A 16,023-nucleotide genomic window follows, 5' to 3' on the forward strand; every position below is an offset into this window, starting at 1 on the left:
CACAGAAAAAGAGCCGCCCTGTTGTGATATTTTACCACAAACATGGACGACTCTGATATTCCGTTTTCTTCTATTATATTGCAGCTAAACAATATATCCCGTCAGTGCTCTGGCTGGCTGCTGCATATCCCGAAAACAGGTATGTTATGCTGCCGGCTGCCTATATACTACAGAATATCGATATGCTCTCCTGCAAGTGCCTTGTTCATGCTTCGCACTGCGCAGAATTTACCGCACATGGAGCAGGTATCATCATGCTCCGGTTTGCGCTCGTTCCAGATACGTTTCGCTGTTTCCGGATCCATTGCACACTCCCACTGCGCTTCCCAGTCAAGCTTTCTTCTGGCATCAGCCATCTTGTCATCGATCTCACGGGCACCGCGGACACCTTTGGCAATGTCTGCTGCATGAGCTGCGATCTTGGATGCCATGATTCCCTGTTTCACGTCCTCAAGGTTCGGAAGGGCAAGGTGCTCGGCCGGTGTTACATAGCAGAGGAATGCAGCTCCGGACATAGCTGCTACTGCGCCGCCGATTGCAGATGTAATGTGGTCATATCCCGGTGCAACGTCAGTTACGATCGGTCCTAATACATAGAATGGTGCACCCTGGCAGATGGACTGCTGTACTTTCATGTTTGCCTCTACCTGATCAAGCGGAACGTGTCCCGGTCCCTCAACCATAACCTGGACATCTTTTTCCCATGCACGCTTGGTCAGCTCGCCAAGACGTACAAGCTCCTCGATCTGGCATACGTCTGTTGCATCAGCCAGACATCCCGGACGGCAGGCATCGCCAAGGGAGATGGTCACATCATACTCACGGCAGATATCCAGGATCTCGTCGTAATATTCATAGAACGGATTCTCCTCGCCGGTCATGCACATCCATGCAAATACAAGAGAACCTCCTCTGGAAACAATGTTCATTTTTCTCTTGTGGTTACGGATCTGATCGATAGTCTTTCTTGTGATTCCGCAGTGAAGAGTTACAAAATCTACTCCATCCTGTGCGTGAAGTCTTACCACATCAATGAAATCCTTAGCTGTCAGTGTGTCAAGGTCTCTCTGATAGTGGATAACTGAATCATAAACAGGAACTGTTCCGATCATAGCCGGACACTCACTTGTCAGCTTACGGCGAAACGGAATGGTATTTCCGTGGGAAGAAAGATCCATGATAGCGTGTGCTCCCATGTTGACAGCTTCCATTACTTTCTGCATCTCTACATCATAGTCCTTGCAGTCTCTGGATACACCAAGGTTTACGTTAATCTTAGTGCGGAGCATGGAGCCTACACCCTCCGGATCGATACATTTATGATTTTTATTTGCACAGATTGCCACCTTACCGGAGGCTACCAGCGGAAGCAGCTCCTCTGTTGTCATGCGTTCTTTCTTAGCTACAATCTCAAGTTCAGGTGTGATGATGCCTTTACGGGCAGCCTCCATCTGTGTACTGTAATTTCTCATGTAAAAAAATCTCCTTTCATTTTGTATCCGAATCTGGAAAATCTGTCACTGCTGTCGGAATTCCGGTCTGCTGTACAAGCTCTGTTCCCGTCAGATATAGGGTATCCTTCTGTAAATTCTTTATGTTTATACAACAAAAAGCCGGTCGCTGCAACGCATACGCATCACGGCAACCGGCTCTTAATCTTACGTACTTAATAAAAATCTTCTGTACTCTCTGATCTTCTGTGTCTTTAAGAATCCTTCGTGCATATGTCCCTACGTTGGCATTATCCAAATCAGGTTATGGGTCAAGACATTTACAGTCTACTCTCAGCTCGCTTCAGCGGGCCCCCCTGTTTTCATATGTTGGGGACTTTTGTCGTCCATGGTCTTATTATAGTATAAGAGAAAAAATTTGTAAACCGCATTTCTGCATTTTATGACTTTTTCTTTCGACAGAATGTGACTTGTGTCGATTTGTTGTAACAGATTATCACACTCTGTCTCCACAATCGACAGCACATGCACATATCGTATGTGCGTCACATCTACATTTACCGGCACTGCTGGACATATTCTCTGTAATATTTCCCGAACTCTTCTTTAACCGGGATATCATGACAATCAATTTCCGTAAAAATCTGCGACGTTTTTCTTTTTTCTCCCGTTTTTTCTTAAACTCAACTTCAAATCCCAGGTTAAGCATAGCTCCGATCATGGAATAAGTATCATTATATTTCATACTGGCTTCCTCCTTTTTATTCTGCATTGATGTTTTTTATTTGCTTACATCATAGCGGAATGTCGGAACTGCTTCCATGGTTTGAAATAATCAATTTAATTGACTTTATTTATTCTTTCTTCTGTATTGACTTGGTGTATCATTGTATAAGCGGCGAAATGCACGGATAAAACTTTCCGGATTTTTATACCCTACCCTGTCACTGATATCTTCTACACTGAGCTGGCTGTAGAGAAGAAGCTGTTCGCCATGCTGCAGGCGGATCTCTGTGAGAAGATTGGAGAAAGTTTTTCCTGAGATAGATTTGATCAGTTTCGAACAGTATGGTACAGAGAAATGAAATTTCTCTGCAAGTTCATTTAATGTTACTGTACTGCAGTGTCCCATCATATAAGCAAGCATTTCGGATTCCTGCTCCGTCCGTTCTCTTCTGTTATCCGGTATGCTTACATTTTTCCCATGACGTCTGGTCAGCTCCACAAAAAACAATGTAAGGATGCTGCAGATGATCCTGTCTGAAAAACTGTCGCTGGTTTTCTGTTCCCTGTACATGTCCAGAATGTAATTACGGATAACTGTATCATTCTTCGTACGGAAAAGAAGGTAGCGTATTTTTTCTCTGGAATATAGGTTCCCTACAAAGAAACCGGAAATCTGGGTCTTATCACGGACTGTATTGTAAAAGATATCCATAAATGTGCTGCGGCGGATCAAGATATTCAGAATTACGCTGTCGTCCTCCACTGCCAGGATTCCATGTCTGACATCAGGTGCGATCAGGCACAGGTCTCCTGCTGTCAGTTTCTCTGTGGAATCCCGGAAGGAATTAGTACAGGTTCCTGACAGAACATATATGATTTCAAAAAAATCATGTTCATGATAAAACAATGGAAAATATCTCGGGTGTTTTACCAGATTCACATTATATCCCTGCGGGATAAACGCATCCTCTCTGGAATGCGCATTTACTTTTTTCGGATTCTGTACCCACTCAACTTCTTTTTTATGGTCCGAATGTCTTGCTGCAAATCCCGAAATATTCTTCGGAATTTTTTCCATAAAATAATATTCCCGGAAAATCTTCTCATCATACTCCCATGTATTCAATTCCTGTATCAGATCATCATATTTCATTGCAGTGTCCTCTTTTACAATGTTTAATGTTCACAGGCTTCTTTCCTGAACCTGTCTTATATCTGTGTTTTATGTTTCCAGTTTAACATGCGATTTCCAAATCCACAACGCAAAACCCGACAGCATACAGATCAATCTATACGCTGTCGGGTTTCTTTATAAAAACGATATTCCGAACTCCCTCAGTGTTCTTCTGTCTTTTTAGCTTTCTTCCACCAGCTTACCGCTCCCCGGTTCTGTCTGGCGTTCTGCTCCTGCACGGCGGATTCCGGCGAATATGGAACCTGCGATATTGTGCCATACGCTGAAGATTGCTCCTGGCAGTGTTGCCAGAGGATTGGCTGCAAAATTAGCTGCTGCCAGCGAAACTGCAAGACCGCTGTTCTGCATGCCTACTTCTATAGCTATGGCTGTTGTTCTGGAATATTCCACGTGGAAGATTTTTGCTGCAAGGAGACCTAACATCATGCCGCAGAAGTTATGGATAGCCACCACTCCAAGCACCAGAACTCCACAGTTTAAGATCTTGTCTGCATTTACTGCCACGATTCCTCCGATGATCATAGCGATAGCGATCACTGAGATCAGCGGCATCACGTTGGATACTTTGTCTACGTGTTCTCCTGCAAGACTCCGTAAAATGATTCCCAGAAGTACCGGAACCAGGATCACTTTTATCACAGAGAGCACCATAGCCCAGAAAGATACTTCCACCCAGGCTCCTGCCAGAACATATACAAGAAACGGTGTGGCAAGGGGTGCTGCCAGCGTGGAAACGATTGTCATTCCTACAGATAATGCCACGTCACCGCCTGCAATATAGGTGATCACATTGCTGGCTGTTCCCCCCGGGCAGCAGCCTACCAGGATCACTCCCAGGGCCAGGTCAGCCGGAAGATTCATCACCTTGCACAGTATCCAGGCCACTACAGGCATGATGGTATACTGTGCCACTGCTCCGATCACCACTTCTTTAGGTCTGGAAAAAACAATCCGGAAGTCTTCCATCTTTATGGTCAGTCCCATTCCGAACATGATAACCCCAAGGAATACAGAAGTGTAATTGGTCATCCAGGCAAAACCGTCCCTCCAGAAAAAAGCCACGCAGGAAAAAGCGATGATAATGATCCCGATATATCTGGATGCAAGGCTGCTGATCTTTGCGATTTTATTTAAGATTTTTTCCATATATTATACCTCGTAGCTGAAGTTGTCGATCAGTCTTGTTTTTCCGATGTAAACAGCCATTGCTACGAGAACGCTGCGGTCAGCTTTTTCCACCGGCTGCATGGTAAGTGCGTCTACCATGGATACATAATCGATCTTTGCCAGAGGTTCTTCTTCGATCACTGCGCGCATTCTTCCAAGGAGCTCTTCTGCCGGGATTCCTGTGCGGATAGCTTCCTGTCCGGCTTTTACTGCTTTTGACAGGCAGAGAGCTGCTTTTCTTTCTTCAGGGCTTAAATATGTATTTCTGGAGGATTTTGCAAGTCCGTCCTCCTCACGGACGATGGGGCAGCCAATGATCTCAATATCAAAATTCAGATCCTGCACCATCTTGCGGATGATAGCCAGCTGCTGTGCGTCTTTCTGTCCGAAATATGCTCTGTCCGGTGCTACGATGTGGAACAATTTGGACACTACTGTGCATACACCCTTAAAATGAATAGGGCGTGTTTTTCCGCAGAGTGTTTCGGATAAGGTATCTATGCTTACAAATGCGTGGGGATCATGATACATTTCGGAAGGCTCCGGGCAGAAGATCAGGTCTGCTCCCAGGCTTTCGCAGAGTTTGCTGTCACGCTCAAAATCTCTTGGATATGCTTCCAAATCTTCGGTCGGTCCAAACTGTGTCGGATTGACGAAATCAGATACTACTACGATGTCGTTCTGCTCTCTGCATTTTTTTATCAGGCTTGCGTGTCCTTCATGGAGAAATCCCATGGTCGGGACAAGTCCTACTGTTTTGCCTTCTTTTTTCCACGCTTTGATCTGTTTTCTTGTTTCTTCTACTGTTTTTGTTACCTGCATTGTTCTCTCCTCTTTCTCAGTCACGGGAACTGGGATTTTTTATAGATTTCGAGATAGCCTCTTTTCTGAATTCACTTTCCTCTTATTTTATAAGGCGTTATGTCCACATTGGACACATACCTAATCTGTAATCTGAGTTTCCTCTATTACGGATTTTTTCAGGCCATATCTTTCAGCAGTCCGTGTTTCTCATAATTGGTCACTCTGCTGATCTTGTTTTCTTCATCTACAAATACTACTGCAGGCTTATGTGTACGGGCTTCTTCCTGCTCGTACTGTGCGTAAGCCATGATGATGATCTTGTCACCTGTGCTCACGCATCTTGCTGCTGCTCCGTTCAGGCAGATCATACCGCTTCCGCGTTCTCCGCAAATGGTGTATGTCTCGAAACGGCTGCCGTTGTTCACATCTACAATCTGAACTTTTTCATATTCCAGTATTCCGGCAGCTTCCAGCAGTTCCTCATCCACAGTGATACTTCCCACATAATCCAGTTCTGCCTGGACAACAGTTGCTCTGTGGATCTTTCCTTTTAACATTTCTATTGTCATCTTATATAAGTCCTTTCCTGCAGGGAGGTGCAAAAAAAAGCATCTCAGGGTATACCTCGACCCTGAAACGCTTCTGATTGACTCCCTGTATACTGAGTCCTGTTTTTTGTACATGAAAGAACATTCACAGAATTTTCTGCCGTGATGCTTTCCCTGCCATCAATACAGGCTCTTATCTTTTATAATTCATATATCCGTCCGTTCCCATTTCCCGGGTTCCGGCTGGTTATTTATATAAGATTCCAGTGATTTCAGCCAGAGTATAGTTTTGAGTCCAAATACTATCTCTGTGGGGTATTATGACATTGTGATAGTTATTTGTCAATAACTGAAACTTAATCCGAGTTTTTACTTATGTAAATGCACATCCAGCTGATTATAAGGAATCTCAATTCCATAATAATCAAAGTCTTCTTTGATCCGCTGGTTCAGTCTCCATCTGGTGTCCCAGTAGCGGTCTGTATCTACCCAGACACGGAAGCCCATGATCACAGCACTTTCTGCCAGCTCGTCTACAAATACTACCATCTCTTCGTCTTCTCTTGTGTCCGGATCGTCTGTCAGGATGTCTTCCAGAATCTCCTTGGCTCTCTGGATGTCTGCGTTGTAGGAAATTCCTACTTTGATCTCCAGTCTTCGCTGATCCCTTGCCGTTACGTTGGTGATAGTTGAGTTGGAAAGCGTACCGTTGGGGATCACAATATGCTTGTTGTCAATGGAAAGAAGTGTTGTATAACAGATTTCTACCTTGGATACTGTTCCTTCGCTTCCGTTCTGTCCGTTGACAACAATGTAATCTCCTACCTGGAATGGCTTGAATAAAAGAAGCATCATTCCTCCTGCCAGGTTGGAAAGTCCACCCTGCAGGGCAAGACCCAAAGTAACGCCGGCGGTTCCAAGAAGTGCTGCCAGAGATGATTCCTTCACTCCGAAGCTTGTGGATATGTTAAAAATCAGAAGTATATAAAGCACGATCTTGACCAGGGATGACATAAACTGAGCAACACCTGTGTCCAGTCTGGATTTTGTCAGTGATTTTCTGACAAACTTTACGATCCCTTTAATAACGGTGCTTCCTACCCAGAAAGCCACGATGGCCAGGACAACCTTGATTCCGAATTTGGTAATATCCGGAATATAATTTTCAAACATCTGCTTGTACTGGTTTACCTGATTTCCTACCTCCTGAACGGTCTGTACTGTACTGTCCAAATTAATTTTCCTCCCGTCTGATATAGTCAAACTCTATTGTCCGCATCCTGTAATATAATAATACAGCAGCGATTTTTTCCTGTAAAACCGATTTCTCCGGCTCTGTAAGGAATAAGTTATAATCGCTGCTGTAACTGTATCATAATTCTGTTGTATTTCTATCCGGTAATGTAATGCAAAACATTCCCGGCTGCTTCACTTTACTGAATATTTCTTTTTATTTACTGATCCCCTTCATGGAAAGGCTGATCCGCTTCTTCTTCATATCCACACCAAGAACACGCACATCCACAATATCACCAACGCTGACTGCTTCCAGCGGATGTTTGATGAATTTCTCGCTCATCTCTGAAATATGAACCAGTCCGTCCTGATGTACACCGATATCTACAAAAGCTCCGAAATCAATTACATTGCGGACAGTTCCTTTAAGAACCATGCCTTCTTTCAGATCCTTCATATCAAGGACATCTGTGCGGAGAATCGGCTTCGGCATCTCATCACGAGGATCTCTTGCCGGTTTCTCCAGCTCTTTTACGATATCCCGAAGTGTCGGCTCACCGATTTCCAGTTCTTTGGCCAGTTTTCCGTAATCGCGGATCTGTCTGGAAATGCCGGTAAGTTTACGCTCTGCCACGTCTTGTGGTGTATAGCCAAGTTTTTCCAGGAGTTTTTTTGCCGCGTCGTAGCTCTCAGGATGAACACTTGTTGCATCCAGAGGATTTTTGCCCCCTGTGATCCGTGTGAAACCTGCACACTGCTCAAAGGCTTTCGGGCCAAGTTTCGCAACTTTGAGAAGTTCCCGTCTTGTCTGGAAACGGCCGTTCTCCTCACGGTAAGCTACGATATTCTTTGCGATAGCTTTGCTGATTCCGGAAATATATTCCAGAAGGGAAGCAGATGCTGTATTGAGATCTACGCCGACTTTGTTCACGCAGTCCTCAACAACTCCGTTCAGTGCCTCGCCCAGTTTCTTCTGGTTCATGTCATGCTGGTACTGACCGACACCAATGGATTTGGGGTCTATCTTTACAAGCTCTGCCAGCGGGTCCTGGACACGTCTTGCGATAGATGTGGCACTACGCTGTCCCACATCAAAATTCGGGAATTCTTCCGTTGCAAGCTTGCTTGCGGAATATACGGAAGCACCTGCCTCGTTGGTGATCACGTACTGAACTTTTTCCGGGATTTCCTTAAGGAGTTCCACGATAATCTGCTCTGACTCTCTGGATGCGGTTCCGTTTCCTACGGAGATCAGGGTTACGTGATATTTGCTGATGAGTTTTTTGAGGGTTTCTTTGGCTGCACGGATCTTGGTCTCATTGGTAGGCGCTGTCGGATAGATCACAGTGGTATCCAGAACTTTTCCGGTCGGGTCTATCACTGCCAGCTTACATCCTGTACGAAATGCCGGATCCCAGCCAAGAACTACCTGTCCTGCAATTGGAGGCTGCATAAGAAGCTGCTCCAGATTTTTGCCAAATACGTGAATGGCTCCGTCCTCTGCTCCTTCCGTTAATGCACTTCTGATCTCACGCTCAATGGCCGGGCCGATCAGACGCTTGTAGCTGTCCTCCACCACTTCCTTCAGAACCAGGGTTGTATTCGGATTGTCACGGACGATCACCTGTTTCTCAAGATAGCGGATGATATCTTCCTCCGGTGCCACGATCTTCACTGTGAGGAATTTCTCCTTCTCACCACGGTTCAGTGCAAGGACACGATGGCCTGCCAGTTTCTTCACAGGCTCCTCGAAATCATAGTACATTTCGTAAACAGACTGCTCTTTCTCATCTCTCGCAGTGGAACAGATAGTTCCTTTATCCATTGTTTTCTTACGGATATAGATACGGTAGTCTGCCTCATCGGAAATATGCTCTGCGATAATATCTTTGGCTCCATTGATAGCATCTGCCGTTGTTTTAACTTCTTTTTCCTCTGAAAGAAAAGCCTTCGCCTCTTCTTCCAGCGGTTTCTTTGTCATCTGAAGAAGAATGATATCTGCCAGCGGCCCGAGCCCCTTCTCCTTTGCAATAATAGCACGCGTACGGCGTTTCGGACGATATGGGCGGTAAAGATCCTCCACTACTACAAGAGTCTGTGCCGCTTCGATCTGCTTTTTCAGTTCCGGTGTCAGCTTGCCCTGCTCCTCAATACTGCCAAGGACCTGAGCTTTTTTGTCCTCAAGGTTTCTTAAATAGGTAAGTCTCTCATTAAGATTACGAAGCTGTTCATCGTTTAATGTACCGGTTGCTTCTTTACGGTATCTGGAAATAAAAGGAATGGTGCAGCCTTCATCGATCAGCCTGACTGCTGCTTCTACCTGCCATTTCTCAACGTTCAATTCTCTGGTAATTACCTGAATAATATCCATTTTTATCTTTCTCCCGTTGTTACAGATTTGTCTTGGGCTGCATTCCCCTTTTTACACAGCTTCAGACATTTATTAAAGGTCAATCTGTGCGATCACGTTTTTCAGTGCATTGGCACTTGCATGAAGTTTCTCAGTCTCCTCTTCAGTAAGAGGAACGCGTACGATACTCTTCACACCTTCCGGTCCGATAGATGCCATTGTACTAAGACATACATCCTCAATGCCGTACTCTCCGTGAAGCATAGTTGACACACTGACAATTGTATCAGATGCTGCAAGAAGAAGCGAGCAAAGTCTGCACACAGATACTGCTACTGCATAAAAAGTTGCACCTTTTTTGGCAATAACAGTTGACCCTGAAGTATGAACATACTCCAGAACCTCTTCCTTGTCAAGTGGCGGCATATCCTTCTGATCCTCATGAGCAATCTTATCAAATTCATCCAGAGTTGCACCTGCCACAAATGCTCTTGACCATGGTACAAAAGAAGTATCTCCATGCTCGCCAAATACATAAGCGTGGATATTTTTCTCAGAAACTCCATAATGCCTGGAAAGTCTGCAGCGGAGACGTGCAGTATCCAGAGCTGTACCGGAGCCTAAAATCTGGCTCTCCGGAAGTCCGGAAAGCTTCGCAAAAGCGTATGTCATAATATCACACGGATTGCTTACGATAATATAAAGTGCTTTAGGAGCCACTTTTACGATCTCCGGAGTGATGCTCTTCATAATATTAACGTTAGTCTGTGTCAGTTCAATTCGTGTCTGTCCTGGTTTTCTGGCAATACCGGAAGTGATGATTACAATATCTGAGTCCGCAGCATCCGGATAATCTCCCGCCACAATGGAGATCGGTTCACGGAAACTGGTTCCCTGTTCAATATCCATGACCTCTCCTTCTGCTTTCTGCTTGTTGATATCGATCAGTACGATTTCTGAGGCAATGCTCCTCTGTGATAATGTGTAAGCGATGGTTGCTCCTACACTTCCTGCTCCGATGATCGTAATTTTACTACTCATGTTATTCTCCTTTCAGCGTTGTTTGTCATATAAATAACAATTATAAGTACACACACTAAAACATATCATAAAATCAAGATCCGTGCAATAAAATTATAACTATACTTCTTAAGTTACGCGCCATTAATTCGCGATATTTTTCAATTATTTTCAATGTATATTCTGACGTTTTTTATATTATTCTGTATATTTCCATGTTATTTTTTTATCGAAATAACCTCTTGAACGGATATTTGCAATCCTGCTGAAAACTTCCCTGATTCGGTTAAATTTTTTCTAATACGGAAAAACCCCTGAATTCCAGAATATTTTTTTCTGGAATTCAGGGGGGTCTTTTAGTCAATCGGATATTCGCAATCCGCTTTCGCTACTTGCTCATAACCGAATAACTGCTCCGCAGTTTCGGTTAAAATCAGTTTTTCGCCTGGTTTAATGCTTTCTGTGCTGCTCCGATGATTCCCGCTGAGGAGAAGGTTGCGCCGCTGACTGTATCAATTCCGTCTGCTGACTGATTCGCCATGATCTGGGCATAGATAGTTTCCCATGCCGGATCAAAAAATTCCGGCGTATCGTTGTTGGTCTGTGTGATGGACACGATCTGACCTCCGCTGATAGTCACTGTCAGTCTTGTTTTTCCGCCATATCCGAAAGCAGCTGCTTCATATGTTCCGTCTCTGTACAGGCCTGCAGGGGTTGGCTCAGGTGCTTCGGTCGGCTCCGGCGTTACATTGGGATCATTCGGAACAGGTGTTGCGTTCGGATTATCCGGTGTCGGTGTTACATTTGGATCATCAGGCACTGCCGTTGGTTCCGGTGTGGCAGTTGGCTCAGGCGTTGCTGTCGGTTTCGGTGTGGCAGTTGGTTTCGGAGTTGGCTTCTTCGTTGGAGTCGGGGTCACTTTTTTTCCATATTCTGGATTTTTCGCTTCCTTCAGGGCTTTTTTTACAGCTTCCAGAATTCCCTTTGAAGAATAAGTTGCTCCGCTGACTGTGTCAATATCATCCACGGAATCTGAGCCTACGATCTGCTCTTTCAGGGCACTCCACGCTTTTTCAAAAAACATCGGAGTATCTGTATTCTCCTGTTTTACAGATGTGATCACGTCATTTTTGATAGTGATAGTTACTTTTACATCTCCGCTGTAGCCTTTTGCAGAAGCTTTATAGGTTCCGTTCAGGTACTGGCTCGGACTATTCGGATCAGGTTTTTTGGTCGGCTTCGGCTTTTTTGTCGGAGTTGGCGTTGGTGTGGAAGTCGGTGTCGGTGAAGGGGTTGGCTGACTTGTGCTTCCATCTGCTGCTGCCTGGGATAAAGCATTCTGGACTGCCTGGATGATTCCGTTGGAAGAATAGGTTGCTCCGCTGACCGCATCTACATTCGGTGTGTTTCCGGCGATCATTTTGCTGATAACACCTTTCGCTGACGCAAAATACGATCCGGTTTCTCCGGAAGCGTCCAAAATATCAATAGCTGCGATCTTTCCGCCGCTTACTGTCACGCGTACAGTGATCGTACCGCCGAATCCGGTTCCTGATCCTTCGTATGTTCCGTCTTTATAGCCGCCTGCCGGAACATTGGCTACTGGTGTCTGAGTGGAACCCTGTCCTGCTGCGCCGGCATTGTTTTTTGCAGATTCAGATACAGTTCTTTTTCCGGAGCTCTTTTTTGCTGCTGTTTTTTTGCAGATTTTTTTGATGTCTTTTTTGAAGTGCTTTTATTGGATGTGCTTTTCTTATCTGCTGTTGTACCGGTTTCGGAAACTGAATTATCTTCTTCCTCATAACCAAGATATTTTTCCAGCTCAGAAGCAGACATTACGGTCGTATCTGGCTTCTGAAGAGTTTCTGTGTTTTCATCAGAGCCCTGAGCCTTGATACCTGAAAATGCAAGTGCCGCGATCACAGCTGCAGCAGGGATCAGTTTTGGCCAGGGTATCTTCGGATCATTATTTTCGGATGGCTTTTTTTCTTTCAGATCTTTTTCCATGAATGCTTTCTCCCCTCTTTATGCGGCTTCTGCCAGGCATTTATTTCCGTGCCGATAGGCAGACTTCTGCCGCAGATACATAAAATGCTCTGCGGCAGAGGTACTTACCAGGTATTTATTTAACAGTTACCACAAATTTCTTTGTAATGCCGTTGCATTTAACTGTGATTGTTGCTTTACCTTTTTTGATTCCTTTAACAACGCCTTTGCTTGTTACAGTTGCAACTTTCTTGTTGCTGCTTGTGTATGTAACTTTGCCGGCAGGTGCTGCTTTGGATTTGATTATTGTTGTTTTGCCTTTTTTGATTGTTGCAGAGGATTTTGTAAGGCTGAATGTCGGGTTCTTAACTGTCAGCTTGTATGTTGCTTTCAGTTTTCCGCTTGTTGCTGTGATTGTTACTGTTCCGGCTTTCAAACCTTTTACTGCACCTGTCTTGCTGTTTACTGTTGCTACTTTCTTATTGCTGCTTGTATATTTTACAGAGGAAACGCCTGTCAGTGTTGCTTTTACTGTTGCTGTTTTTCCTTTGTAAACAGTTGCTGTCTTCTTTGCAAATTTAACAGATGGAGCTTTTACTGTTACCTTGCATGTAGCTTTTGCATTTCCATAAGAAGCTGTGATTGTTGCTGTTCCGGCTTTCACACCTTTTACAACACCTGTGCTGCTTACTGTTGCTACTTTTGTATTGCTGCTTGTAAATGTTGCTTTTGCATCTTTATCGTTGCTTGTTGCTTTCAGGGTTACAGTCTTTCCTGTGTATACAGCTGCTGTCTTTTTATCCAAAGCTGCAGTTACTTTGACAAGTTCTTTCTCTGCTGCCTGAAGATGTGAAAGTGCTTCGTTAACCTCTGCCTGGCTTGCATCTGTCTTTGCAATAACTTCCTCTGCCTCAGCAAGCTCACCTGCAAAAGATTTCCATGTTGCAACAGTGTAATCTGCCTGTTTCAGTGCTTTTGCAGTCTCAACCTCAGCTTTGAGATCTGTAAAGTCTGTCGGCTCTACCTGCGGCTCTACAATATTCTCTGCTGTTGCCTGGAATTTATATGTATAATCATTGTATCCAAGTGCGTATACAGTCAGTTTCCAGTAACCTGTTCCGTCTGTTCCTCCCGGAAGCTTGCAACGCTTGGAATGAGTCAGTCCAAGCTGGATTCCCATAGATTTATGCATCCAGTTATCTGCAGCAAACTTGGTTCCGTAAGAAGCAAGGAGTTTGGTATATGTAGAATCATCTCCATAGTAATCCCAGCGTACAGCCTGCATGTTCGCACCAAGATCTCCGTAATTTCCAAGAAGGTCTACACGAAGGAACTCACCATAGCTTCCACTTGCAGCTTTCACCTGCGGTTCAATACCTGTAGCTGTTTTCAGAGCCTGATCTTTAATACCGGATGCTGTTCCATCAGACTTTCTTGCTGTAAATGTAAAACTGTCACCGTTCTTCTCAGCATATTTCAGACCATTGGTGTCAGCAGTTACATCAGCTACAAGACCAACATAGGACTGAAGATTCATCTCGCCATATCCACCGGAAATAGTTCCGCCAGCCTGTACAACATTATATTTTTTGCAAAAATCTGCAAAATCTGCTGTTTTAACTGCTACCGGAACATATTTAAGGCCATACACTTCGTAATGATTCATTTCATAATCTTTTCCGTCTTTTGTAACAGTTCCTCTGTTCCATGCAGCCTCAGAACCATCTGTAAGTACGATTGTTTTTCCACCGTCTTTCCAGTAGGAAACATCAAATCTTGTTCCATCTTCTGCAACAATTGTAGCTTCTGTCTGATAGCTTCCTCTGTGAAGTCCGTGATTAGCAGTTGCTCTTGTTACTGTATCAAAAGCACCTTTATCAGCCTCACCTTTAAGGTCAGGCTCATTACTGGAGCTTGTGTTTCCTGCATTATAAACGCCTTCAGCAGCCCAGTACTCACCCCATGTAAGTCCTGCATATACATACTGATACTCACCTTTCAGCTGGCTCTCATCGGAGAAAGCTTCCTCTGTATCATCGCCTGCAGAAAACTCATCTTCTCCATCGGAAACAGGATCTGCTTCCTCAGCTGCAGCATCTTCCTGGATTTCAAGATCATCCGCTGCTTCGTCCTGCTGAATATCCTCTGTCATCTCTTGTGTTGTATCCTCAGCAGCTTCAACCTCTTCTGCGCCAAAGTCCTCAACATCTGCTTCCTGAGCTTCTGCCTCGGAAACGACTGCCGTATCAAAATCTGTTGCCATTACAGCTGTCGGGAAAGTTGTTGCTGCCACTGCAAGACTCAGGATGCATGGAGCTGTTTTTTTCAGTAGATTCCACTTCTGCATTACTTATTCCTCCTAAAAATATGAAATATTTATAGAAAACCTTCCATAACAATTCCGACTCTCCCTGTTTTCGGTCGAGAACCTGATGACGAAATTTCAGGAATTGCTACAGGCTTTACTATCGCTTTTATTGTGTGATATCCTCCACGCTGTAGGAATCCTGAAGAAGGCTGAATCGCTCCTTCATTCCATCGGTGAGGTACACATGATGGTCTTCATCCACAAAAAGTCCATCTGCGTTGTACTTTTTCAACAATTCGGAGCCTTTTTCCACACCTAATACAAAGCATGCTGTGGAAAGTGCATCTGCTTCCAGTCCTGTATCGCATACAACGGTCACTCCGGTTACTCCGCTTTTTGCCGGATATCCGGTAGACGGATCCATAATGTGGTGATATCTCACACCATCTTCGATAAAATATTTCTCATAATCTCCTGATGTGGAAAGAAACTCTGTGCCGTTTAAGGCAACCACTCCAAGATACTCTTCGTCATTTTCAGCCCGCGGATCTGTCACTGCCACGTTCCAGGAAGAACCGTCCGGTTTGCTTCCGTAAGTCATGACACTGCTTCCACCAAGATTCATCAGTGCTGCTGTTACATCCTTCTGAGTTTCCACATATTCCAGAACAGAGTCACATCCGATACCTTTTCCGGCTGCACCAAGATCAAGGGAACATCCTTCATCCATACTGATGTTGTTTCCTGCTAGCGAAACTTTTTCGTAGCCGGAATCCTTCAGAACTTTCCTGATCTCATCCTCGCCCGGAATCCTCTGATCTTCCCCTCCAATATCCCACAGCCGGATCAGTTTCCCGATCGTCGGATCAAAAGCTCCGTCAGAGTCTCTGGCAATTTTAAGTATCCGCTCCAGATAACCGGAAAGTTCTCCGGAAATCTCCATATCTTTTCCGTCAGATGCGTTCACCTTGCAGATCTGCGAGTCCTCATTCGTCCAGGAAAGAAGGTTCGTTTCCACATCCGTCAGCACGGATGTCAGCTTACTGTTTATATCGTCTCCTGTGGTATAAAGTGTTTCGGATACCACAGTATCCATAGCAAAATCTGTATCTGTATATGTCTGTATATCTTTATCTGATGCAGCCAGGCACATGGATGGAATCACCATTGTTGTTCCCGTAAATACTGCTGCTGCCAGAAAAGCTTTCTTTTTCAGAGCATGAAATTTCATA

Annotated in this window: 13 protein-coding genes; all 13 read right to left on the bottom strand. The window is 44.6% G+C overall.

Features of this window, described 5'->3' with window-relative positions; translation table 11 throughout:
* Positions 1–167: 167 nt before the first annotated feature.
* Positions 168–1,472, bottom strand: a complete 1,305-nt coding sequence (gene thiC, locus AC04Q4_RS10310; protein ID WP_022426187.1) for a phosphomethylpyrimidine synthase ThiC — start codon at positions 1,470–1,472, stop codon at positions 168–170.
* Between the two features lie 475 nt (positions 1,473–1,947).
* Complete coding sequence (locus AC04Q4_RS10315) at positions 1,948–2,196, bottom strand: hypothetical protein (RefSeq protein WP_476388919.1); 249 nt, start codon at positions 2,194–2,196, stop codon at positions 1,948–1,950.
* Between the two features lie 105 nt (positions 2,197–2,301).
* Positions 2,302–3,330, bottom strand: a complete 1,029-nt coding sequence (locus tag AC04Q4_RS10320) for a helix-turn-helix domain-containing protein (RefSeq protein WP_476388920.1) — start codon at positions 3,328–3,330, stop codon at positions 2,302–2,304.
* A 201-nt stretch (positions 3,331–3,531) separates the two neighbouring features.
* On the bottom strand, positions 3,532–4,518 hold the full coding sequence (locus tag AC04Q4_RS10325) for a bile acid:sodium symporter (protein WP_476388921.1): 987 nt from the start codon (positions 4,516–4,518) through the stop codon (positions 3,532–3,534).
* Positions 4,519–4,521: 3 nt separating this feature from the next.
* Entirely contained in the window at positions 4,522–5,361 is an 840-nt protein-coding gene (gene panC, locus AC04Q4_RS10330; protein WP_173738789.1) for a pantoate--beta-alanine ligase, read from the bottom strand.
* 158 nt (positions 5,362–5,519) lie between these two features.
* The gene (gene panD / locus AC04Q4_RS10335) at positions 5,520–5,912 is read right to left on the bottom strand and encodes an aspartate 1-decarboxylase (protein WP_021652727.1); all 393 of its coding nucleotides are present in this window, start codon (positions 5,910–5,912) and stop codon (positions 5,520–5,522) included.
* 348 nt (positions 5,913–6,260) lie between these two features.
* A complete protein-coding gene (locus tag AC04Q4_RS10340) occupies positions 6,261–7,124 on the bottom strand; it encodes a mechanosensitive ion channel family protein (RefSeq protein ID WP_347521500.1) in 864 nt (287 codons plus the stop codon).
* 217 nt (positions 7,125–7,341) lie between these two features.
* Positions 7,342–9,498, bottom strand: a complete 2,157-nt coding sequence (locus tag AC04Q4_RS10345; protein ID WP_173757131.1) for a Tex family protein — start codon at positions 9,496–9,498, stop codon at positions 7,342–7,344.
* Positions 9,499–9,570: 72 nt separating this feature from the next.
* Positions 9,571–10,518 (bottom strand): L-lactate dehydrogenase, encoded by a 948-nt coding sequence (locus tag AC04Q4_RS10350; RefSeq protein ID WP_173738787.1) that lies wholly within the window; start codon positions 10,516–10,518, stop codon positions 9,571–9,573.
* Between the two features lie 412 nt (positions 10,519–10,930).
* Positions 10,931–12,214 carry an FMN-binding protein gene (locus AC04Q4_RS10355; RefSeq protein ID WP_476389091.1) on the bottom strand — a complete coding sequence of 428 codons (1,284 nt, stop codon included), beginning with the start codon at positions 12,212–12,214 and terminating at the stop codon, positions 10,931–10,933.
* Positions 12,097–12,504, bottom strand: coding sequence for a hypothetical protein (locus tag AC04Q4_RS10360; protein WP_476388922.1), 408 nt, complete (start codon positions 12,502–12,504; stop codon positions 12,097–12,099). Before AC04Q4_RS10360 ends, AC04Q4_RS10355 begins: the two co-directional genes overlap by 118 nt.
* Before the next feature lie 115 nt (positions 12,505–12,619).
* A complete protein-coding gene (locus AC04Q4_RS10365; RefSeq protein ID WP_476388923.1) occupies positions 12,620–14,830 on the bottom strand; it encodes a penicillin-binding Tp47 domain A-containing protein in 2,211 nt (736 codons plus the stop codon).
* A 127-nt stretch (positions 14,831–14,957) separates the two neighbouring features.
* Complete coding sequence (locus AC04Q4_RS10370; protein WP_173738784.1) at positions 14,958–16,022, bottom strand: FAD:protein FMN transferase; 1,065 nt, start codon at positions 16,020–16,022, stop codon at positions 14,958–14,960.
* Position 16,023 lies beyond the last annotated feature (1 nt).

This window comes from Blautia sp. HA8986 (assembly GCF_056504635.1).